This is a genomic window from Thiomicrorhabdus heinhorstiae, from assembly GCF_013391765.2.
Classification (GTDB): domain Bacteria; phylum Pseudomonadota; class Gammaproteobacteria; order Thiomicrospirales; family Thiomicrospiraceae; genus Thiomicrorhabdus; species Thiomicrorhabdus heinhorstiae.
The window spans coordinates 168,739-190,924 of record NZ_JACBGI020000002.1 but is presented as its reverse complement, the minus strand read 5'-3'; the positions used below and the strand labels follow the sequence as shown (position 1 = coordinate 190,924).

Annotated in this window: 25 protein-coding genes and 1 tRNA gene; 17 read left to right on the top strand and 9 right to left on the bottom strand. The window is 47.9% G+C overall.

Annotation, left to right across the window (positions count from 1 at the left end; all coding sequences use genetic code 11):
- Window positions 1-6 precede the first annotated feature (6 nt).
- Window positions 7-93: transfer RNA gene (locus tag H8792_RS02700), tRNA-Leu, on the bottom strand.
- Between the two features lie 269 nt (window positions 94-362).
- On the opposite strand from H8792_RS02700, the gene queA reads away from it, so the two are divergent.
- The 6 genes from queA to H8792_RS02670 all read left to right on the top strand — a co-directional run bounded on the left by queA (window position 363) and on the right by H8792_RS02670 (window position 7,666).
- Window positions 363-1,421: a tRNA preQ1(34) S-adenosylmethionine ribosyltransferase-isomerase QueA gene (gene queA / locus H8792_RS02695; protein WP_194947606.1), complete on the top strand. Its 1,059-nt coding sequence runs from the start codon at window positions 363-365 to the stop codon at window positions 1,419-1,421.
- A gap of 4 nt (window positions 1,422-1,425) precedes the next feature.
- Window positions 1,426-2,541 carry a tRNA guanosine(34) transglycosylase Tgt gene (gene tgt / locus H8792_RS02690; protein WP_194947605.1) on the top strand — a complete coding sequence of 372 codons (1,116 nt, stop codon included), beginning with the start codon at window positions 1,426-1,428 and terminating at the stop codon, window positions 2,539-2,541.
- Between the two features lie 103 nt (window positions 2,542-2,644).
- A complete protein-coding gene (gene yajC, locus H8792_RS02685) occupies window positions 2,645-2,974 on the top strand; it encodes a preprotein translocase subunit YajC (protein ID WP_194947604.1) in 330 nt (109 codons plus the stop codon).
- A 106-nt stretch (window positions 2,975-3,080) separates the two neighbouring features.
- Complete coding sequence (gene secD, locus H8792_RS02680; protein WP_194947603.1) at window positions 3,081-4,964, top strand: protein translocase subunit SecD; 1,884 nt, start codon at window positions 3,081-3,083, stop codon at window positions 4,962-4,964.
- A gap of 10 nt (window positions 4,965-4,974) precedes the next feature.
- Window positions 4,975-5,985: a protein translocase subunit SecF gene (gene secF, locus H8792_RS02675; protein ID WP_194947602.1), complete on the top strand. Its 1,011-nt coding sequence runs from the start codon at window positions 4,975-4,977 to the stop codon at window positions 5,983-5,985.
- Window positions 5,986-6,091: 106 nt separating this feature from the next.
- Complete coding sequence (locus H8792_RS02670; RefSeq protein WP_194947601.1) at window positions 6,092-7,666, top strand: peptide chain release factor 3; 1,575 nt, start codon at window positions 6,092-6,094, stop codon at window positions 7,664-7,666.
- Window positions 7,667-7,761: 95 nt separating this feature from the next.
- Here H8792_RS02670 and H8792_RS02665 read toward each other — a convergent pair whose 3' ends face one another.
- The 8 genes from H8792_RS02665 to H8792_RS02630 form a co-directional block, all read right to left on the bottom strand.
- Window positions 7,762-8,406, bottom strand: coding sequence for an OmpA family protein (locus H8792_RS02665; protein WP_194947600.1), 645 nt, complete (start codon window positions 8,404-8,406; stop codon window positions 7,762-7,764).
- 144 nt (window positions 8,407-8,550) lie between these two features.
- Window positions 8,551-9,909, bottom strand: a complete 1,359-nt coding sequence (gene mgtE, locus H8792_RS02660) for a magnesium transporter (RefSeq protein ID WP_194947599.1) — start codon at window positions 9,907-9,909, stop codon at window positions 8,551-8,553.
- Between the two features lie 220 nt (window positions 9,910-10,129).
- Complete coding sequence (gene hpf / locus H8792_RS02655; protein ID WP_194947598.1) at window positions 10,130-10,459, bottom strand: ribosome hibernation-promoting factor, HPF/YfiA family; 330 nt, start codon at window positions 10,457-10,459, stop codon at window positions 10,130-10,132.
- A 204-nt stretch (window positions 10,460-10,663) separates the two neighbouring features.
- Entirely contained in the window at window positions 10,664-11,386 is a 723-nt protein-coding gene (gene lptB, locus H8792_RS02650) for an LPS export ABC transporter ATP-binding protein (protein WP_194947597.1), read from the bottom strand.
- Between the two features lie 3 nt (window positions 11,387-11,389).
- A complete protein-coding gene (gene lptA / locus H8792_RS02645; RefSeq protein ID WP_194947596.1) occupies window positions 11,390-11,893 on the bottom strand; it encodes a lipopolysaccharide transport periplasmic protein LptA in 504 nt (167 codons plus the stop codon).
- 12 nt (window positions 11,894-11,905) lie between these two features.
- On the bottom strand, window positions 11,906-12,508 hold the full coding sequence (lptC, locus tag H8792_RS02640; RefSeq protein WP_194947595.1) for an LPS export ABC transporter periplasmic protein LptC: 603 nt from the start codon (window positions 12,506-12,508) through the stop codon (window positions 11,906-11,908).
- Window positions 12,509-12,606: 98 nt separating this feature from the next.
- A complete protein-coding gene (locus H8792_RS02635; RefSeq protein WP_194947594.1) occupies window positions 12,607-13,146 on the bottom strand; it encodes a KdsC family phosphatase in 540 nt (179 codons plus the stop codon).
- Between the two features lie 37 nt (window positions 13,147-13,183).
- Window positions 13,184-14,173, bottom strand: coding sequence for a calcium/sodium antiporter (locus H8792_RS02630; RefSeq protein ID WP_194947593.1), 990 nt, complete (start codon window positions 14,171-14,173; stop codon window positions 13,184-13,186).
- Between the two features lie 285 nt (window positions 14,174-14,458).
- On the opposite strand from H8792_RS02630, the gene H8792_RS02625 reads away from it, so the two are divergent.
- From H8792_RS02625 to hisG, 11 genes are all read left to right on the top strand, one after another.
- Window positions 14,459-15,067 (top strand): hypothetical protein, encoded by a 609-nt coding sequence (locus H8792_RS02625; protein ID WP_194947592.1) that lies wholly within the window; start codon window positions 14,459-14,461, stop codon window positions 15,065-15,067.
- 66 nt (window positions 15,068-15,133) lie between these two features.
- On the top strand, window positions 15,134-15,958 hold the full coding sequence (locus H8792_RS02620; RefSeq protein WP_194947591.1) for an ABC transporter ATP-binding protein: 825 nt from the start codon (window positions 15,134-15,136) through the stop codon (window positions 15,956-15,958).
- Complete coding sequence (mlaE, locus tag H8792_RS02615; RefSeq protein ID WP_194947590.1) at window positions 15,955-16,743, top strand: lipid asymmetry maintenance ABC transporter permease subunit MlaE; 789 nt, start codon at window positions 15,955-15,957, stop codon at window positions 16,741-16,743. The genes H8792_RS02620 and mlaE overlap by 4 nt, the downstream gene beginning before the upstream one ends.
- 67 nt (window positions 16,744-16,810) lie before the next feature.
- A complete protein-coding gene (mlaD, locus tag H8792_RS02610; protein ID WP_194947589.1) occupies window positions 16,811-17,281 on the top strand; it encodes an outer membrane lipid asymmetry maintenance protein MlaD in 471 nt (156 codons plus the stop codon).
- A complete protein-coding gene (locus H8792_RS02605) occupies window positions 17,281-17,925 on the top strand; it encodes an MlaC/ttg2D family ABC transporter substrate-binding protein (RefSeq protein ID WP_194947588.1) in 645 nt (214 codons plus the stop codon). Before mlaD ends, H8792_RS02605 begins: the two co-directional genes overlap by 1 nt.
- Window positions 17,926-17,952: 27 nt before the next feature.
- Entirely contained in the window at window positions 17,953-18,243 is a 291-nt protein-coding gene (locus tag H8792_RS02600; RefSeq protein WP_194947587.1) for an STAS domain-containing protein, read from the top strand.
- Between the two features lie 3 nt (window positions 18,244-18,246).
- Window positions 18,247-19,182, top strand: a complete 936-nt coding sequence (locus H8792_RS02595; protein WP_194947586.1) for an ABC transporter ATP-binding protein — start codon at window positions 18,247-18,249, stop codon at window positions 19,180-19,182.
- On the top strand, window positions 19,179-19,940 hold the full coding sequence (locus H8792_RS02590) for an ABC transporter permease (protein ID WP_194947585.1): 762 nt from the start codon (window positions 19,179-19,181) through the stop codon (window positions 19,938-19,940). The genes H8792_RS02595 and H8792_RS02590 overlap by 4 nt, the downstream gene beginning before the upstream one ends.
- A 24-nt stretch (window positions 19,941-19,964) precedes the next feature.
- Window positions 19,965-20,183 carry a BolA family protein gene (locus tag H8792_RS02585; RefSeq protein WP_194947584.1) on the top strand — a complete coding sequence of 73 codons (219 nt, stop codon included), beginning with the start codon at window positions 19,965-19,967 and terminating at the stop codon, window positions 20,181-20,183.
- A 68-nt stretch (window positions 20,184-20,251) separates the two neighbouring features.
- Window positions 20,252-21,514 (top strand): UDP-N-acetylglucosamine 1-carboxyvinyltransferase, encoded by a 1,263-nt coding sequence (gene murA, locus H8792_RS02580; protein WP_194947583.1) that lies wholly within the window; start codon window positions 20,252-20,254, stop codon window positions 21,512-21,514.
- A gap of 39 nt (window positions 21,515-21,553) precedes the next feature.
- Window positions 21,554-22,186: an ATP phosphoribosyltransferase gene (gene hisG / locus H8792_RS02575; protein ID WP_194947582.1), complete on the top strand. Its 633-nt coding sequence runs from the start codon at window positions 21,554-21,556 to the stop codon at window positions 22,184-22,186.

The following is a 22,186-nucleotide window of genomic DNA, read 5'->3' as shown; positions in this document are numbered from 1 at the left end:
AAGTAATGGTACCAGTGGGCGGACTCGAACCGCCACGGTGTCACCACCAACGGATTTTGAATCCGTCATGTCTACCAATTTCATCACACTGGCGCTGTACCTTGTGGGGGCGTATTTTAGTGACGGGGGTAAGGCTTGTCAATAGCGCTTATTTAAAAAACTGTAAAATTTACCCCTGATTCGATCATGTATATGACGAAAGCCAAATGAGGGCTCGGTTGCATGTTTGGATTTACGTACTGGGAAAGGTTTTAAAAAGGGTAAATGCTTGAAAACACACGAACAATCAGTGAAAATAAGCGCCCTTTGAATTTTATTGGCTGGTTGAATGAAACTGCTTCAGTCAAAGTAAGGTAGGTTTTTTGAAACGTCAGGATTTTTATTTCGATCTTCCGGAAGAGTTGATTGCCCAAGCCCCGACTGCCGAGCGTCGCGGTAGCCGCTTGTTAATGATGCAGGCGGATGGCAGTTTGCAGGATTATCGCTTTCCGCAATTGCTGGATATCGTTCGCGAGAATGATCTTCTGGTTTTCAACGACACCAAAGTGATTCCTGCGCGTTTGTTCGGGCAAAAGGAAAGCGGCGGTAAAGTCGAATTGCTGATTGAGCGTGTTTTGGACGAGAGCACCTTGTTAACGCACATACGCTCAAGCCGTTCCCCAAAACCGGGTACTAGATTGATCATTGAAGATGCTTTCGAAGTCGAAGTGCTCGGACGTCAAGATGCGTTATTTATCGTTAAGGTTGTCGGGGGAAATGCTTCTGCACTGGATTTGGTCGAGCGCTACGGGCATATGCCGTTACCGCCTTACATTGAACGTTCGGAAGATCAGGAAGAGGACAAACAGCGTTACCAAACCGTCTACTCACAAAAACCCGGTGCAGTCGCAGCACCTACGGCCGGATTGCACTTTGATGAAGAGATGTTGTCAGCCATTCAGGCCAAAGGTGCAAAAATCGGTTTTGTGACTTTGCATGTTGGTGCAGGAACCTTTAAGCCGGTTCAGGTGGACGATATTTCCGAGCATGTGATGCATTCGGAATATCTGGAAGTGGACGATGAATTGGTTAAACAGGTGGCTGAGACACGTAAAGCCGGCGGGCGAGTCATTGCTGTAGGGACGACTTCGGTTCGTTGTCTCGAGAGCGCGGCTCAGTTTAGTGAAGACGGCAGCCTGCAACCGTACCAGGGTGAAACCGATATTTTTATTACACCGGGCTATCAGTTTAAGGTGGTGGATGTGCTGTTAACTAATTTCCATTTACCGGAGTCGACGCTGATTATGCTGGTATCGGCTTTGGCCGGTTATGAACGCACCATGGCCGCTTATCGTTATGCGGTTGAACAAAATTACCGCTTTTTTAGTTACGGAGATGCCATGCTGGTGTTTCCTCCCCAAGATATAAAACAAGAAGAATGATTGCATGGAATTTGAATTAGATACTACCGATGGTCGCGCGCGTCGTGGACGCCTGAAATTTACTCGTGGCACTGTCGAAACCCCGGCATTTATGCCGGTCGGCACCTATGGCTCGGTAAAAGGAATGACGCCGGAAGAGGTGCAGGCAACCGGTGCACAGATTATTTTGGGGAATACCTTTCACCTGGCTTTGCGTCCGGGAACCGATATTATTGAACTGCATGGTGATTTGCACGATTTCACTCATTGGCAGGGCCCGATTTTGACGGACTCCGGTGGATTTCAGGTGTTCAGTCTCGGCAAAATGCGAAAAATCCGTGAAGAAGGCGTGACGTTCAACAGTCCGGTCGATGGGGCGAAAATCTTTATGGGTCCGGAAGAATCAATGGAAGTACAACGCAAGCTCGGCTCGGATATCGTGATGATTTTCGATGAGTGTACCCCTTATCCGGCCAGTCATGAAGTGGCTAAGGAATCGATGGAGCTGTCTTTACGCTGGGCCAAGCGTTCCAAAGATGCGCATGGTGATAATCCGTCGGCTCTGTTTGGTATCGTGCAGGGTGGAATGTATGAGGACTTGCGTCGAGTGTCGGTCGAAGGTCTAAAAGAGATTGGATTTGACGGTTACGCGATCGGCGGTTTGTCGGTTGGCGAACCGAAAGAAGAGATGATGGCGACGCTGGATTTCACCGAACCGCATATGCCGAAAGATAAGCCGCGTTATCTGATGGGCGTTGGTAAGCCGGAGGATATCGTTGAAGCTGTGCGCCGCGGTATCGATATGTTCGACTGTGTTATGCCGACCCGTAACGCTCGCAACGGTTTCCTGTTTACCCGTGAGGGGGTGGTGAAGATTCGCAACGCCAAGCATAAGACCAGTCTGGAACCGTTGGATAAGCAGTGCAGTTGTTATACCTGTCAGAATTATACCCGTGCCTATTTGCACCACTTGGACAAGTGTCGTGAAATCCAGGGTGCTCGTTTGAATACCATTCATAACCTGCACTATTATCAGGACTTGATGAAAGGCTTGCGCCAAGCGATCTCCGAACAGCGTTTGGATGAATTCGTTGTCGAGTTCTATGAAGGGATCGGGCAGCCGGTTCCGCCTCTGGATTAAATTGTCGATCAAGCCGAATTTTTTGAGATTTTTAAGTTAAGCTGTGCCAAAATACAGCGATCCGTTTTTTGAATATTATAAATATTGTCTTTAGGAGAACACGATGAGCTTTTTTATTAGCGATGCTCTAGCCGAAGGTGGTGCAGCGGCCCAAGGTGGCGGTTGGGAAGGTTTGATTCCTCTGGTTTTGTTATTTGTTATTTTCTATTTCTTGTTGATCCGTCCGCAACAAAAGAAAGTAAAAGAACACAAAGCTTTGGTTGAAGCGCTGAAGAAAGGTGATGAAGTGGTTACTTACGGTGGTCTTGGCGGTAAGATTCGCGAGATCAGCGATAATTTCTGCGACGTAGAAATTGCCGACAATGTTGTCGTTAAGATCGAGCGTCAAAATATTGCGCGTTTGCTTCCGAAAGGAACGCTAAAAGGCGAATAATCGGCGAACGGTTAAGAAGAGGGGCATTTGCCCCTTTTGTCGTTTTTAAGCAAGCTGGTTTACTTGCATAAACAGCTTGTTGATCGAAGTGAATGGAATCGAATCTATGTTTCAAACTCAACAAAAATTGATTACCAATCAATATCCGGCATGGAAATATCTACTGCTGGTAGTGGCGACGGTGATCGGTATTCTGTATGCCATGCCGAACTTGTTCGGTGATGATCCGGCGGTACAAATTTCCCCGGTAAAATCGGTGGTATTTAATGCCGAAACCGAAAAGCAGGTGGAGCAGACCCTGCAGAAAGCACAATTGGATGTGAAGTCGAGTGTGTTTGAAAACGGTAAGTTTCTGATTCGATTCAAGAACACCGAAGATCAGCTGAAAGCCAAATCCTTGTTGAAAGACGAGTTGGGCCGTCAAGCAGTGGTTGCTTTGAACCTGGCTCCGGCGACTCCGGCCTGGCTGCAGGCTTTGGGTGCACAACCGATGTATCTGGGGCTGGATTTGCGCGGTGGGGTGCATTTCTTGATGGACGTCGATATGGAGGCGGCCGAGAAGAAAGCCTACGAACGTTATATTGACGAAGTCAAAGCGGCTTTAAGAGATGCAAAAGTACGCTATCTGAGTGTAGAAGTCGAAAACGGCGGCTTGGAAGCCAAGTTCCGGGATATTGAGACCGAAAAAACCGGTATGCAGGTTTTAGCCGGACAGTATAGTGATACCTTTATCTTAAGCTCGGTTGAAGATTCGGCTGCGCCTAAGGTCACCATGCGCTTAACGGATAAAACGGTCGCCGAGATTAAAAAGTACGCTTTGCAGCAGAACATTACGACCTTAAGAAACCGTATTAACGAGCTGGGTGTTGCCGAGCCGGTGATTCAGCAGCAAGGTGATCGTCGTATCGTCGTACAGCTGCCTGGTGTGCAGGATACAGCGCGAGCCAAAGAGATTCTGGGGGCAACGGCTACACTGGAATTCCGTCTGGTCGAGGAGAAAGGTGACCCGTACCAAGCGGAAAAAACCGGCTATGCTCCGAATGGTTCTCTGTTATACCACTTCCGTAACGGTACGCCGATTCTGTTGCAACGCCGAACGATTGTAAGCGGTGAAAACGTGGTGAACGCACAATCGGGCATTGATCCGCAGCAGGGTTCATCGATGGTCAGCGTAACATTGGACGGAGCTGGCGGGCGCAAGATGCTGGCCACCACCAAACAAAATGTCGGCAACCGTATGGCCGTGGTTTACATTGAAAACCGGGTAGAGACCATCGAAGAGAATGGTCAGAAAGTTAAAAAACGCTTTACGACTAAGGACGTTATTAACGCGGCAGTTATTCGTGGGCAGTTTGCGGATCGCTTCCAGATTACCGGTTTGGATTCACCCCAGGAAGCGCAGGACTTAGCTTTGTTGTTACGTGCCGGTGCTTTGGCCGCACCGATGGAAATCGTCGAAGAGCGTACTGTCGGACCTAGCCTGGGTCAGGACAATATCGATCAAGGATTTATGTCGGTTGTCGTCGGCTTTATTCTGGTGTTGATTCTGATGGGATGGCGTTACAAGTTATTCGGTATGGTCGCGAATGTCGCTTTGACCTTGAACCTGGTGATTATTGTGGCAATTCTATCGATGCTGCAAGCGACGTTAACTTTACCGGGGATTGCCGGGATAGTATTGACGGTCGGTATGGCGGTGGATGCCAATGTACTGATTTTCGAACGGATTCGCGAGGAGCTGAAAAACAGCTCAGTGCAATCGGCGATTTATGCCGGTTATGAGAAGGCTTTTGTCACGATTGCCGATGCGAATATCACGACGCTGTTAGCGGCGGTCGTGTTGTTCAGTTTTGGTACCGGGCCGATTAAAGGCTTCGCGATTACATTGTCGATCGGGATCTTGACCTCTATGTTTACCGCAATTTTAGGAACGCGCGCCATTATCAATATCATGTATGGCAACAAGCGTGTCGAAAAGCTTTCAATTTAAGGCCAGATCAATGAGTAACGAAGTACAAACAACCAATATTAACTTTATGGGGCAGCGCCATTTGGCGATGGTGCTTTCAATTGTCTTGATCATTGGCTCATTTGTCGGCTTATGGTTGAAAGGGCTGAACTTTGGGATCGACTTTACCGGTGGAACTCTGATCGAAGTCTCCTATCCGAAAGCGGTAGAGCTGCCGTCACTGAGAAAGCATCTGACTGATGCCGGTTTTGACGAAGCGGTTGCCCAGCACTTCGGTTCCGCCGAAGATGTATTGATTCGCATTGCTCCTAGAGAGGGAATGAATTCGGCACAGCTGAGTAACCAGGTTATGGATGCTTTGAAATCTTCGAGTGGTGAAGATATTACCCTGCGTCGTGTCGAGTTCGTCGGGCCGCAGGTCGGTGACGAGTTGACGGAAGACGGCGCTTTGGCGGTGCTATATGCTTTATTCGGGATTTTGATCTATGTTGCCTTGCGTTTCGAATGGCGTTTTTCGGTCGGCTCGGTGACTGCGTTGGTGCACGATGTCATTATTACCGTCGGGGTCTTCGCCTGGACGCAGATGCAATTCGATCTGACGGTTCTGGCAGCGATTCTGGCCGTTATCGGTTACTCGCTGAACGATACCATTGTTGTCTTTGACCGGGTGCGTGAAAATTTCCGCACCATGCGGGACGGTGATCCGGTGCATGTTACAAACGTGGCGGTCAACCAGATGCTGTCGCGTACCATTATGACCTCTTTGACGACTTTGATTGTTTTGTTGGCTCTGTTTTTCCTCGGGGGCGAAGTGATTCACGGTTTTGCCGCGGCTCTGATTGTCGGGATTGTGGTCGGAACCTATTCATCCACCTATGTCGCCAGTGCGATTGCGATTTTGCTTGGTGTGTCTAAGGAAGACTTGATGAAGGCTCCGAAGGAAGAACGTGATACCGAAGCGGAAGAGGCTGAGTTGCAGCGTATTTTCCTTGAACAAGAAGCGCGTCGCGAGGCTCGTGAAGTAGAAAGCAACAAGTCTTAATTTATCGATATAAATTTACATAGCCGGCGTGTTCGTAAGGACACGCCGGCTTTATTGATTGTAGTAAGAGCAAAACCATGGTTTTGCACAAAGTTTGAGAATAGAAATGTCTTTAATGTTAGAAACCAGTAAGCGCAGAACCTTTGCGATTATTTCTCACCCGGATGCAGGTAAGACGACCGTTACCGAAAAATTGCTTCTTTATGGTGGAGCGATTCAGATGGCTGGTGCGGTTAAAAGCCGTAAGACCGATCGTGGTGCAACTTCGGACTGGATGAAGATGGAGCAGGAACGTGGAATTTCGGTCGCTTCTTCCGTTATGCAGTTTCCTTATAAAAACGTCATGATGAACCTGTTGGATACTCCGGGTCACGAAGACTTTTCAGAAGATACCTATCGTGTTTTGACCGCGGTGGATTCAGCTTTGATGGTTATCGATGTTGCCAAAGGGGTTGAGGATCGAACCATCAAACTGATGGAAGTTTGCCGTTTGCGAACCACTCCGATTCTAACATTCATCAACAAATTGGACCGTGAAGGGAAAGAGCCGATCGATTTACTGGATGAAGTCGAAGACGTTTTGAAGATTGCTTGTGCACCAATGACCTGGCCGATCGGAATGGGTAAGCGCTTTAAAGGGATTTACCATCTATACAACGATACGGTGCGTTTATTCGCTCAAGCGGAAGGACAAAAAGCTTCGGCCGGAGAGTTAATCGAAGGTTTGGAAAATCCTCGTTTGGATGAGTTGCTTGGTGACCAGGCTGAAGAGTTGCGTGAAGAGATCGAGTTGGTACGCGGCGCCAGCCATGAGTTCGATCTGGAGCTGTTTCTGGCCGGTGAACTAACCCCGGTGTTCTTCGGTTCGGCGGTCAATAACTTTGGTTTGCAAGAGTTGTTAGACGGTTTTGCCGAATATGCTCCGGCACCGAAAGGACGTGATACTGAAGGGCGTTTTGTCGATGCCAATGAAGACAAGATGACCGGCTTTGTGTTCAAGATTCAAGCGAATATGGATCCGGCGCACCGTGACCGCGTAGCCTTTATGCGTATAGTTTCCGGTAAATACGAAGCGGGTATGAAGCTCAAGCATGTGCGGATCGGCAAGGATGTGAAAATTTCCAAAGCGATCACTTTCCTGGCGAATAAGCGTGATCATGCCGAAGAGGCATATCCAGGCGATATTATCGGTCTGCATAATCATGGAACCATTAAAATCGGTGATACGTTTACTCAGGGTGAAGATTTAAAATTCACCGGGATTCCAAACTTTGCTCCGGAATTGTTCCGCCGTGCGCAGTTGAAAGATCCGATGAAAATGAAAGCCTTGCAGAAAGGGTTGACTCAGCTTTCCGAAGAAGGGGCGACACAGTTGTTCCGTCCGGTGAATAATAATGATCTGATTCTCGGTGCCGTTGGGGTACTGCAGTTTGAAGTGGTCGCACAGCGCTTGAAAGACGAATATAACGTCACTTGCCTGTTTGAGCCGGTAAATGTCACCACCGCCCGTTGGGTGATCGGAGATAAAGCGGAGATCGATAAGTTTACCGATAAGGTGCATGAAAACGTTGCTTACGATGCTGCCGACCAGTTGGTGTATATCGCTCCGACTCGCGTCAATTTAAGTTTGACGGAAGAGCGTTGGCCAAACCTGCAATTTGTGGCTACTCGCGAGCACTAAGCCGTCACTATCTAAACGTTGATGTAATAAAAAAGCCCGATACCATTTGGTTCGGGCTTTTTTATTGATTTTCGTTGGATGTTTAACGAAAGTGATTAGATTTCACTGATCAGGAAAGTTACGCGGCGGTTCATGCGTTTTCCTTCCGCTGTTGCATTACTGGCAATCGGACGGCTTTCGCCGTAACCGTAGGTAACGATGCGGCTGGAGCTGATACCATTGTTGATCAGATACATGGCAACGTTTTTAGCACGGTTTTCAGATAGTTGCTGGTTGTAAGCTTCGCTACCGTCGGAGTCGGTATGTCCTTCGATATGCACGCGCGTATTAGGGTGTTTTTTCAGTGTGTTTAGAACCGGAACCAAGCGGTTTAGCTCTTCAGGGTCAAGCTGTGCGGAACCTTTTCGGAAGTTGACGTCCTTAACATTGACCTGGATGTATTCCTGTCCGTTAATTTTGACCGCTTCAACATCGGTATTAGGATCGTTGGCGGTATCCTGATTGACTTCTTCATAAACTTTACGAGCTGTTACACCTGCGATAACGCCCACAACCGCTTTACCGGCGTTGCTGTCCATGCCTAAGGCATTAGCTGCCAAGGCACCGCCAATCGCCGCTACGGCGGTGATAACGTTTTTTTCGGTTTCTTGTTCTTCTTTGGTTTGTGCAGTTCCACAACCTGTAAGGTTTAGTGTTGCTGTTGTAGCAAGGATGGCTGCTAATAGAGTATTTCGAGTCATTATCTGTCCCCAGCTTTAATGTAAATCGTGATGGATTTAATGCTATGCCACTTCTCTGTCTATTACAAGCGTGAAGGATTAACTTTCACGCTGTTTGCAATTTTCATTAAGAGTTGGTGATTAACGCTATTATTTGGTTTTTCGTTATAGCAGAACGATGGTTGCCAGGCCTAGGAAAACGAAAAAGCCGAGAGAATCGGTCACGGTGGTGAGCATTAATCCGGATGCCAGCGCTGGATCGATTTTCAAGCGCTGCAGTACTAAGGGGATCATGGCTCCGGCAAAGGCGGCTGCGATCAGATTGATTAACATGGCGGTTGCAAAGATCGCGCTTAAAGCGGCATCTTGGAACCATAGCAGTACCGCGGTTCCGGTTAAAATTGCCCAGATCAGGCCGTTGAACAGGCCGACGGTAGTTTCTTTGATCAGTAGCGATCGACTGTTACTTTTGGCCAGTTTTCCCGTCGCCAGGGCACGAATAACGATGGTGGCGGTTTGCGTACCGGCGATACCCCCCATGCTGGCAATGATCGGCATCAGAACGGCAAGAGCGACGACTTTCTCAATCGAGGCATCGAACAAGCCGATAACGATCGAGGCGAAAATGGCGGTAAGCAGGTTAATACCCAGCCAGAAAGTACGGCGTTTCGCCGCCCGTCTGGCCGGTGCGAAGATATCTTCGTCTTCATCCAGACCGGCGCTGGCCATTTGTGCGTGCTCGGCTTCCTCACGGATTATATCGACCACGTCATCGATGGTGATACGGCCGAGAATCTGATTGTTGTCGTTAACTACCGGAGCGGAAATCAAGTCGTTTTTCTCAAATAGGTGCGCTACGGTTTTGGCCGGTAAGTACGCACGAACGGCTGGAATATGGGTGTTGACCAGCTCTTCGACTAAGGTTTCGCCGTCATGTACCAATAAATCGGTGATTTTCAGGGTACCGACATAGTGGTCGTCACGGTCACGGACAAAAAGGGTTGTGGTTGAGGCCGGTAGTGAACCGAGTTGACGCAAATAACGCAAGACAACGTCAAGGGCGATATCCGCACGTACCGAAATAAAGTCGGTACTCATCAAACCTCCGGCGGTGTCCTCAGGAAAGGATAAAGCGGTTTCAACGGCCGTTCTTTCTTGTTCGTCAAGAGAGGAGAGTAGGGCTTCCTGTTCTTCCGGTTTAAGAGATTGGGCGATGTCTACGATATCATCGGTTTCCAACTCTTCAGCCAGGCCGGCGATTTCATGGCTCTCCATGGTGGTAAGCAGGTTGGCACGGACTTCTTCATTGGTATGGGTAAGAATTTCCCCCTGCTGATCCGTAGGAATTGCTTGCCATAGAACTTGTCGGTCTTTGGACGGTGTCGCTTCAAGCAATTCGGCGATCTCTTCCGGAACCAGATGTGAGAAGAGCGCACTAATTTGTTCAAGGTCGCCTTTAGCTACGGCATCCAGTAAATCTTCCGTTAGTTTTGCTTTATCGATATTTGGATTATTCTGGCTCATATCGTATCTTGTGCCTTTAGAGTCGTGAGAAGGCTTGCTTGCATGAAGGTTTGATGCTGCGGCGTTTTGCCTTGATTATTGTAGAGTATTCTAGCAGGCCGTGTAGCGGGAATTGTGACCTTTTTATCAAATATGGAAGAGAGTTTGACGTGGTTGGATCGAGGCGAAAAAGGACAAAAAAATACCCCGTCGCACGGGGTATTTTAGTTGGAGATATTTGTTAGGCTTCAGCACCCATGTTTTTTACCCCACCGGATTTTTGGCGGTGGTCACTGACTTTTTCTTTATGTTTGATAATTTGACGATCCAATTTATCTACCAAACCGTCGATAGATGCATACATATCTTCTGTTTCGTGTTGAGCGAACAAATCTGCACCCGATACATGAACATTCGCTTCTGCTTTCTGATTCTGTTTTGACACTGTCAAAATGACATGTACATTCGTAACGTGGTCGAAATGTCTTTCCAATTTTTCCATTTTTTCGGAAACGTAACTGCGAAGTGCGTCGGTGATGTCGATGTGGTGGCCAGTGATATTGATTTGCATAGTATCGCTCCTTTATTTTTTGTGATTTGCGATCAGTGATGTGGGCAGAGTCGACTCTTTATGGAGTGAGGTTTTTTCTGCTTCAATTTCAGTATACCACTCGAAGTCAGAAAGAAAAGAGCCGGAATCATAGAAAAACTTGAGAAAGTTTGAATCCATGATTTCGGTTAAGAAAAGTTTTGTTTCTCGGGAAAAATATGGTTTTTATTTGAAGTCTTCGCCAAGATAAACCCGCTTAACATCAGGGTTTCTAAGAATTTCTTCAGGGCTGCCGGAAGCCAGAATTGTTCCCGCATGAAGAATATAGGCTGCATCGCAGACGCCTAAGGTTTCGCGCACATTGTGATCGGTAATCAGAACACCGATGTTTTTATCTTTGAGATGGCGAATAATGTTCTGAATGTCTTTGACGGAAATCGGATCGACACCGGCAAAGGGTTCATCCAGAAGGATAAAGTTTGGTTCCATTGCCAAGGCTCGCGCGATCTCAACTCGGCGTCGTTCACCACCCGAGAGGGCTTGACCGGGCTGTTGCAGAATATGTCCGATTTGCAGATCGTCGATCAGATTCTCGAAGAGCGCATTGCGTTGGTCTCTGGATAGCTCGGGGCGCATTTCCAGAATGGCCATAATGTTCTCGGTGACGGTCAACTTGCGAAAGACCGATGCTTCCTGCGGCAGGTAGCCGATTCCGAGTCGCGCTCTTTGATGGATGGCAAGCTGGCTGATTTCAGTGTCGTCGAGGAAAATCTCTCCACCGTCGTTGGTGACCAGACCGGTCATCATATAAAAAGTGGTGGTTTTTCCGGCACCGTTCGGGCCGAGCAGGCCGACAACCTGGCCGCTGTAGACGTCCAGATCGACACTGGTCACGACCTTGCGTTGTTTGTAGCTTTTCGCGAGTCCTCGAGCGTAAAAATGCGGCATGGATCAATTCTCGGTATCAGGTGTTAGAGTAACCGAAATGCGCTGTTTCTGGCTTGGTGAACTATTGGCTTGCAAAGTCTGTTTCTCGATGTCGTAGATGAGTTCCGGGCCGCTGATTCTATGTTTACTGCTCTGCTCGACTGACGCATTGCCAGTTAAAGTGACAATACGGCTTTTTGCATCGTAGGTAATCTGTTCCGCCTGGCCTTTGACCCAGGTCTTTTCTTCCTGTATATAACGTTGGAAGTTGGCTGGTTTGCCTTTAGCGGTCAGGGTTTTCAGCTGATTGTTTGGATGTTTGACGATCACTTCGTCGCCGCTCAATTCGAAAGAGCCCTGTTTGATTTTAACCTGACCCTGATAAATACTGGTTCCCTGCTGTTCCATTACCTGCAAGCTATCGGCACTGATTTGCACAGGCGCCTTGCTCTCATCCTTGTCTGCGGCATATACGGATTGGCTGAATATCATTGCCAAGCAGAGTAGAAAGGTGTTGGTTATTCGCATTTACGGACCTTTTTAGGGAGTCGGTGAATCTGAGGGAGGGATTTCGGCCTCAGACTGCATATGATAAGTAGCTTTAACCTGAGAAAGCAACCGGTATTCTGCGTTTTTTAAATCGGCCTCAAGACCGATAGCCTGTGTGGTGCCGTAGTCGTTTTGGATGATGACTTTCTGTTCGGTTTGCAGAAAATCGCTGGCCGCGTTGTATTTAATGCTGCTGGTATCCAGTTGCCCGATAAGCCGGTTTGGGGATTGGTCGTTGAATTGTTTCATCTCGACATTTTCCGACAGATTGATGACCTGATTTTTATCGGTAATGCCTTTTTCGGCCTGGATGCTGGTTGAGCCTCGTTCATTGATGAGATAAAGATTCGGTTTGGTTAATTTGCTGAATTCACCGTCGTTTTCAATTTTGTCGGCATGAACGATGGTCTGTTGTTCCGGTTGGTAACGCCAGAGAGTTGCGTTTTCCGTTAACCATTGGTGCTGACTCTTTTCCGGCGATTGGGTGGTTTTTTCGTCGGATGAAGATTGTGGCCCGAATCGATTGTGTAGCACGATTGCGATAATAGCGAGCCCAAGTGTGAACAGATAAAGAGCCAGTCGAGATGAAAGCATTATGGCCTCCGCGTGAATTGACCGAAGCTAAACCAATTTTAAGTATAGAACGGTTGAATGGGGTCTCGCAAGGCAGGGTGAAACCGGCTTTTTGCGGTTTAGATGCCTCGCAAATAAAAATCCATATGTTGTTGCCAGCTATCCTGGCTTTTCATTAAGAGTTCGCACATTTCTCGTACACAGCCATGGCCGCCGTTGAATGTTGAAATATGGTCGACTCTTGATTGAACTTCCGGATCACCGTCAGCCGGGGTGGCACTGAGCCCGACACGCATCAGGATCGGCAGATCAAGAATGTCATCGCCGATATAGGCGATTTCGTCAAGTTCCAGCCCCAAGCGGGATACCAGATCTTGAAAGCTGGGGAGTTTGTCCGGAACGCCCTGATAAACGTGTTTAACCTTTAGATCGCGCATGCGTTTATCAATCAGCGGTGATTTTCGGCCGGTGATAATGGCGATTTCAATTCCGCTTCTTTGCAACATGACCATGCCATGACCGTCGCGGGTATAAAACGCTTTCAACTCAATACCTTGATCGCTGTAGATCAATTTATTGTCGGTCATGACGCCGTCAATATCGAGAATCAACAGTTTGATTTTTTTTGCTTTATCTATCAGTGTTTGTGGGAAGTTCATTAAGCCACCTGGGGGTTGTATTGTTTTGCTGTATGCGTTAAGCCCCAGTCGAGCGGACGTAAAGCAAGCCTAAATATGCCACAAATAGTGAAGTAAGTAAAAGCCCTTTCACTTTAGCGATTTCGGTTTTTCCTCGCAGGGGAAGAGCCAGTACCAGCATTAGCAGTGTGAAGCCGAGCATGACCGGATAGTCGATCCAGAGAACGTCTTTTTCCAATGAACCCGGAGCAATCAGAGCCGGAACAGATAAAACTGCAAGAATATTAAACAGGTTTGAACCGACGATGTTGCCGATCATCAGATCGGCTTCATTTTTTCTGGCTGCCGCAATGGCTGCCGCCAGTTCGGGGAGACTGGTGCCGATGGCGATAATAGTTAGACCAATAATGACATCCGGTACTTCGAAGTAGCGAGCGATATGTTCCGCTCCCCAGACCATCATTTGTGCACTGCTCATTAGAATTATCAGGCCGATGAGCAAGAACAGAAGGGATTTGTTCATGCTTAAGCTCTGCATGCTTTCGATTTCGTGTTGGGTCTCACTGGCAATCGGATCGCTCGGGTCGATTTCTTTGTTGACGCGAATCATCCAGAACATCGCAGCGACCAGAGCGGAGACCATAATTATGCCGTCAAAAAAATCCAGCGAACCATCGCTGAGCAATAGGAATACGCCAAGCGAGATCGCCAGCAGCATAGGGAGTTCGCGTTTCAGAATCGATGATTTTACGATGATTGGTGCAATTAATGCCGTTACGCCGAGAACCAGGCCGACATTGGCGATGTTGGAGCCTATGGCATTACCGATTGCCAATCCGGGGCTGTTATCTAAAGAGGCGATGCTGGATACGACGATTTCCGGCATGGAGGTACCGAAACCAAGAACAACAACACCGATAATAAGTGGGGATATCTGTAGATGAACTGCAGTGCTGGCAGCACCGTCGATGAAAATATCCGAACTCCATACCAGTAAAGCTAGGCCAACTAGTAAGACAAGGCTAGGAATAAGAAGGGAACTGATCATAATGAGGTGTTGAGTTAATCCTAAATAATTTGGAAGAAGATTATACTGCAAACCACTAATAAATAAAACTTATAAGCACCTATAGAGGTATTATGGGGTGTAAGCAAGTTTGTGTCATCTCTATGTGCTAGGTGTATCGAGTCTCCTTCTTCCCTTTGTGCCTTGGCGAATCGCGGGCCGAAGGGAAGTGAAAATTGTCATAGTGTTTTACTGAATGGGTCTGTGAAGAGAGGCGTACAACCGCTAAAATGCTCAGAAACATTAGATAAGGCGGTTTTATTTTCTATGGAAAATCTGACATTGGGCGCCAAGGGATGGCAGCGTGAAAACTGGTTGGGAACATTTTATCCGGATGATATGCCGGAAGAATGGCAGCTGGATTATTACGCCAACGAGTTTCGTGCACTATTGGTGCCGTTTTTTGTGTGGTCTCAGTGGGATGATGAGCAAATTGAAGAGATTGATGGTGCTCTGGAAAACCCCTTTGCCTGCTGCTTTGAATTGTTGGATTTGCCTGATATTGAAGTGACTCGCAAGTTGGAAAGCCTGAAAACGGTTTTAGGTTCTCGAGCATTTGCGGTAGTGTTACGCTCCGATGAGGTTGACCTGCAAAAGTTGGATCAGGATGTCGCCGGATTGCCGGTGACGTTGGTTGCAAAACAAAGCGCCTTGCCAGGTTGGCAATGGCAGTATAATGGCGCGATTGTTTCGGGACAGCCGCTGGGATATGTCGATAGTCTGCCGGAAACAGCCAAGGAACGAACGGAGCTTTTACGCAGTTTCGTTGCCGGCTTGCCGGAAACCGTCGGAACAGTGTTTCTGATCGATGTGGATGAATTGAGTATCGACAGTTTGCGACAAATGAAATTGATGGCGGAATTACTCGGCTATTAGAAGAATTCTGGTGAAAAATCCAGAAATGACTCGCACATTTTTCGCGGGTTCTTATTTGGGAAAAGTATGAATAGCGATAATTTGATTGAAATAAAAAATCTGAGTTTTTCCCGCGGGGATCGCAAAATCTTCGACGGTGTGACTTTGTCGATCCCAAAAGGCAAGGTGACGGCGATCATGGGGCCGAGCGGTACCGGTAAGACCACGTTGCTAAAGTTAATCGCCGGACAGCTTAAACCGGACAGCGGCGAAATCTATGTTGAAGGTCAAAATGTACATAGTTTGTCGCGAGGCGATTTGTACCGACTGCGCAGAAAAATGGGGATGCTCTTTCAAAGCGGCGCCTTGCTGACCGATTTAAACGTATTTGACAATGTCGCTTTTCCGCTTCGTGAGCACACCAAACTGCCGGAAAGCTTAATCGATCCGTTGGTGTTAATGAAGTTACAGGCAGTCGGTTTGCGCGGTGCGCGAGATTTAATGCCGTCTGAATTGTCCGGTGGCATGTCGCGTCGCGTCGCGTTGGCTCGCGCGATTGCCTTGGATCCGGAGATGATTTTTTACGATGAACCTTTTGTCGGCCAAGACCCGATTACCATGGGTGTGCTGGTGGCTTTGATCCGCAAGTTAAACGACAGTCTGGGGGTCACCAGTATTGTGGTTTCGCATGATGTCGACGAAGTCTTGTCGATTGCTGATAATGTTTGCGTCATTTCCGAAGGGCGCATTGTCGCACAAGGAACCAAGGAAGAGATCGCCGAAGAAAATAGCGGCTATGTTCATCAGTTTGTACACGGCCTTCCGGATGGTCCGGTTCCGTTCCACTATCCGGCAGAGCCATATATTGAGGATGTTCGCCAAAGATTGGCTAAAAGAGGGCGCCGTAAATGATCAGTAAATCGCTATCTTATATTCAATCGGTCGGCAAAAACACGCTGGGGATCATTTCCAGCTTCGGACGTGGCGCACTGTTTTTATTGTCGCTAATCCCGGCATTGCCGTTTGCGGTTTTGCGCTTTGATCTTTTGGTTAAGCAGGTTTATGTGGCAGGTGTACTGTCTTTGCCGATTATTCTGACTGCGGGATTGTTTGTCGGCATGGTCTTGAGCTTGCAGGGTTACAATGTGCTGGTCGACTATAACTCGGAAGAGGCGGTTGGAACCATGACGGCCTTGTCTCTGTTGCGTGAGTTGGGGCCGGTGGTCGCGGCACTGTTATTTGCCGGGCGTGCCGGTTCTGCTTTAACGGCAGAGATCGGTCTCATGCGTTCGACCGAGCAGGTTTCCGCTTTGGAAATGATGGCTATCGATCCGCTTAAATTTATTTATGCACCGCGCTTATTGTCGGCGATTATCGCTTTACCTCTGTTGACTTTATTGTTTACGGCCCTGGGTATTTTGGGCGGTTATATGGTTGCCGTCGGATGGCTGGGGGTCGACGAAGGTTCCTTCTGGTCACAGATGCACAGCCATGTTGATTGGAATGATGATGTTATCAACGGCATTATCAAATCCGTGGCGTTTGCGATTCTGATTGCAGTGATCGCATTGTTTCAGGGGAATGATGCCATTCCGACCTCCGAAGGGGTCAGTAATGCGACGACACGCACAGTGGTGCATTCCTCATTGGGTGTTTTAGGACTGGACTTCGTATTGACCGCTTTAATGTTCGATTAAGGTTGAGATGACAGAATTCGCATAAGCGGCCGAAAGCAAAGAATTTACATATTTAGGGTTTATCAAAATGAAAAAACAGGCACGGATTGAAATTTGGGTTGGCATTTTTGTTTTAATGAGTTTGGTTGCGTTGTTAATGATCGCTTTTCAAGTGAGTAATTTCAGCGCTTTGAAAGAGCGTCCAAGTTATCAGATCAGTGCGCAGTTCGACAATATCGGCGGTTTGAAGGTACGTGCACCGGTCAAGTTGAGCGGTGTGGTGATCGGGCGTATCGATGCGATCAGCGTCGATAAAAGAACATTTCGCGCCAAAGTGGATATGAGCATCTATTCCGATTTTAACGATCTGCCTAACGATACTTCGGCATCGATTTTGACATCGGGGCTGCTCGGAGATCAGTATATCGGTTTGGAGCCGGGCGGAGAGGAAGAAGTTTTGCACAACGGTTCCGAAATCAGTTTGACTCAGTCGGCGTTGGTGCTTGAGGAGTTGATCGGTCAGTTCTTAGTGAAATTTAGTGAAAGTGGAGATAAGTAATGACTTTATCTAGGACAAACAGAATTTTTGCCTGGCTGGCAGCCATGTTAATGGTAGTGAGTCTTTCGGCTCAAGCCGATGTGATCGATCAGAAGGATCCGCAAAAAATGATCGAATCACTGTCGGTGATGCTGGTTGATAAGTTGAACGAGCAGCGTGCCGAGCTGGAACAAAGCCCGAAAATGGTTCGTGAATTCGCGCAAGAGAATGTATTGCCTTATGTCGATACCGAAAAAATGGCGCGTTATGCGATGGGTAAATATTGGCGTACCGCCAGTGATGAACAGAAAAAAGAGTTCAGCGATGAGTTCACCACCACCTTGATCCGTTCGTATTCGCAAAGTCTGTTGAAGTTGAATATTTCCTCCGTGAAAGTAAGTGGCATGACTGAAGAAAAACCGGGGCGCGTGACGGTTTCTTCAACCGTAGTCCAGGCCGACGGCAACAGTTCGGATGTGATTTACCGTGCTTATCTGGATAACGACAATAACAAATGGATGATTTACGACGTTACTGTAGAGGGCATCAGTATGTTGCTGAACTACCGTAAGGTCTATATTGCCGATATCAGTCGTCGCGGTTTGCAAGCGGTGATTGACGATATGAAAGAGAAAAATAAAAGTTTTTTGCAGTCGGCCGCGTGAGCGGTGAGTGAATAGAGAAGTCAAACGATGCAGATAGAATGGATGCCGCAATCGAAAATCGTTGTTATGCCGGAGGAAGTTACTCTGAAAACTTTGCCGGGATTATTAAAAGCGCACTCCCAATGGTGCGATTTTGCTGTTGAGACGGTCGATTTTTCTAAAGTTACTCATGCCGATAGTGCTGTTTTGGCTTTGCTTCTGGCTTGGCGCACGCGTGCTTCCAAGCCGATTCGGGTGAAGAATTTACCGGATGAATTGTCGACTTTGCTCGGCCTGTATGATCTGGACGATGTGCTTGAATCAATGTCTGAAGGGTAATGGATGAGTAACTCGGGAATTGCGGTCAGCTTTAAGAACGTCCGCAAAGAATACAAGGATGTAAAGGCTCTGCAAGGCGTCTCTTTTGACGTTGAGCAGGGCGCTTTCTTCGGTCTTTTAGGGCCGAATGGTGCAGGTAAGTCGACTTTAATCAATTCTATGTCGGGCTTGGTGATTCCGACTTCCGGCTCAATCGAAGTCATGGGTGCGGATGTGCAAAGCGAATTCCGTAAGACTCGTCGAGCTTTGGGGTTGGTGCCTCAGGAGCTGATTTCCGATCCGTTTTTTTCCATTCGTGAATTATTGGAGCTACAATCGGGCTATTTCGGTTTGAAAGGGAGCACGCAAACTCGCTGGATTGATGAGCTGCTGGAACGCTTGGCACTTGCAGACAAGGCCAAGGCCAATGCCAATACCAATCAGCTATCCGGAGGCATGAAGCGCCGAGTGTTGATTGCCATGGCTCTGGTGCATCGCCCGCAGGTGATTGTGCTTGATGAGCCGACCGCCGGGGTCGATGTCGATCTGCGCCGTACTTTGTGGGAGTTTACCAAGGAGTTGCACAAGCAGGGCCATACCATTATTTTGACCACTCACTATCTGGAAGAGGCGGAAGCTTTATGTGATCGGGTTGCGATTATACAGAAGGGACAGTTAAAGGCTCTGGATTCGACCGAGGCTTTGCTCTCCAAGCACCCGTTCCGCTATTTGAAAGTGCGTGTCGAGAAGCACTCTCCGGAATTGCCGGAGGCTTTGACCAGTCGTTTAGTTGATCAGGATGCCGGCGGCCTAACCTTTAAGGTGGAAAAAGAGACTTCGATGAGCCAGATGTTGGGTTGGTTGCATGCCAGTGGTTTGCAGGTGGCCGATATCAGCAGTCGCGATGCGACGCTCGAAGAGGTGTTTTTGGATCTGACTGCTGAAGGAGCCGCGGCATGAATTTAGCCGGTACTTGGGCTCTGTTTGTCAAGGAAGTGCGCCGTTTTTACTCGGTCGCAGTTCAGACTTTGTTTGCGCCGATTGTTTCGACTTTACTGTATCTGCTGGTTTTCGGCCAGGTGATCGATACGCAAATCGAGGTGTTTAGTGGTCTGGATTACAGTCAGTTTCTGATTCCGGGGCTGGTGATGATGGCAGTATTACAGAACGCTTTCGCCAATACTTCCTCCAGTCTGATTCAATCGAAAATGCACGGCAATTTGACGTTTGTACTTTTAAGCCCGATTTCGCCGTTAGAGTTTTATGTCGCTTTTATCGCCGCTTCGGTTCTGCGCGGCGTTACGGTCGGTCTTGGAATTCTGATTGTCGGGATTGTCGGTTTTGATTTGAGCTGGCAATCGCCGGGTTGGATTCTGTTGTTTGCGGTATTGAGTGCGGCAATGATGGGGGGGCTGGGGATGCTGGCGGGTATTCTGTCCGATAAATACGACCATTTGGCGGCTTTCCAGAACTTTATTATTATGCCTTTGACCTTTTTAAGCGGGGTTTTCTATTCGATTCATGCACTACCGTCGTTTTGGCAGGCGGCATCGCATTTCAATCCATTCTTCTATATGGTCGACGGTTTTCGCTTCGGTTTCTTCAACCAGTCCGATGTGTCGATTTACCTCAGTTTGGGCGTCACGACAGCCTTCTTGATCGCACTCTCGGCGATAAATCTGATTTTATTGCATAAAGGCGTTAAAATACGCGGATAATTTTTTAAACAGGGGTGTAGATTCATGTCTCCGAACACGATTAGAGAGATGATTCAAAAGGAAATTCCGGGTTCTCAGGTGGAAACCAGCGGTGAAAATTGCAATTTTTCGGTGGTCGTGACCAGTGCAGCGTTTGCCGGCAAATCTCCGATTCAAAGACATCGTATGGTCAACGATATTTTTAAGGCGCAATTTGCCAATGGCGAGTTGCACGCACTTTCAATCAAGACCAAGGTTGAATAATAAAAACAGAGGCGGGACGAGTTGAGTAAACTCCGGCGATCGTCGACATAAATATATAAAGCACAAGAATGGACAGATTAGTTATTGATAGTCAGGGCGAGCTTTCCGGGAAAGTGGAAATATCCGGAGCTAAGAATGCCGCTCTACCGATTTTAATGGGATGCTTGTTGGCTGAAACGCCGGTGCGTTTGTCGAATGTACCGCATTTGATGGATGTAACCACTTCCATTCAATTGCTGGCCTCGATGGGTGTCGAAATTCAATTTGACGAAAATTTGCAGATTGAAATTGACGCATCGCAGGTCCATAGCAAAGAAGCGCCTTACGATCTGGTTAAAACTATGCGTGCGTCGATTCTGGCGTTGGGTCCGTTGCTTGGACGTTTCGGCGAGGCTAAGGTCTCTTTGCCTGGCGGTTGCGCGATCGGCTCTCGTCCGGTGAATATTCATATCGAAGGCATGCAAAAAATGGGTGCCACAATCGAAATGGATCAAGGTTATATTCTGGCGTCTGTCGATGGTCGTTTGAAAGGTGCCGAGATCGATATGTCGCCGGTCACGGTTACCGGAACCGAGAACCTGTTGATGGCTGCGGTTCTTGCTGAGGGGACGACGGTGTTACGCAATGCGGCCCGAGAACCGGAAGTAACCGATCTGGCGCGCTTCCTGGTTAAAATGGGCGCGAAAATTTCCGGTATCGGTACCGAGACTCTGACGGTAGAAGGGGTTGAGGCTTTGAAAGGGGTTGAGTACAGCGTTATTCCGGATCGTATCGAAGCCGGAACCTATTTGGCTGCTGCAGCTTTGACGCAAAGTCGCTTAACCGTGACCTCTGTGACTCCTGAACATCTGACGGCGGTTTTGGATAAATTTAAAGAAGCTGGTGCCGAGATCGAATGTACTGCGGATACGATTACGCTGGATATGCGCGGACGTCGCTTAAAACCGGTTGATATTGAAACCGACCCTTATCCTGCATTCCCGACTGATATGCAAGCGCAGTTTCTGGTGATGAATGCGGTTGCCGACGGGGAGTCGAAGGTGATTGAAACCATTTTCGAAAACCGTTTTATGCACGTTTCCGAGTTGGTTCGCATGGGAGCCGACATTCGTGTGGAAGGCAATACCGCTTTTATCCGCGGCGTCGAGAAGCTAAAAGGTGCGCCGGTTATGGCAACCGATTTACGCGCCTCGGCCAGTTTGATTCTGGCGGGCTTGATCGCCGAAGGGAAAACGGTAATTAACCGTGTTTATCACATCGACCGCGGCTATGAGCTGATTGAAGAAAAATTCCACAAAATCGGTGCACATATTTATCGTTCGAACGATTGAAACCGGATTAGCTGAATTTAACAAAAGATATTATTAATTATGAGTGAACAATTAACGATTGCCTTGTCTAAAGGTCGAATCTACAAGGATACTTTGCCACTGCTGGAAGCAGCCGGTATCGAACCGCTTGAAGATCCGTCCAAGAGCCGAAAATTGATTTTACCGACCAATCAGGAAAATGTACGCCTGTTGATTGTGCGTGCCACCGATGCGCCGACCTACGTTGCGCATGGTGCTGCAGATATTGGTGTGGCCGGTAAAGATGTTTTGATGGAAGCGCCTAGCGACAATATTTATGAACTGCTGGATTTGAAGATTGCGCAGTGTAAATTGATGGTCGCTGGACCGGAACGGGAAAAGCCACATGGGCATCGTTTGAAAATTGCCACCAAATATTTAAAGTCGGCACAGGCTTACTATGCACAGAAGGGCGAGCAGGTTGACCTGATCAAGCTATACGGTTCCATGGAGATTGCGCCTTTGATCGATTTGGCGGATCGAATCGTGGATCTGGTCGATACCGGCAATACGTTGCGGGCGAATGGTTTGGTTCCTTTGGAACACATTGCGGACATCAGTTCACGTTTGATTGTGAATCAGCATGCGTATAAAACCAAATTTAAGCAAATCGATCACATCGTCAAACAGTTTAAATCAGTGATAGAGAGTTAA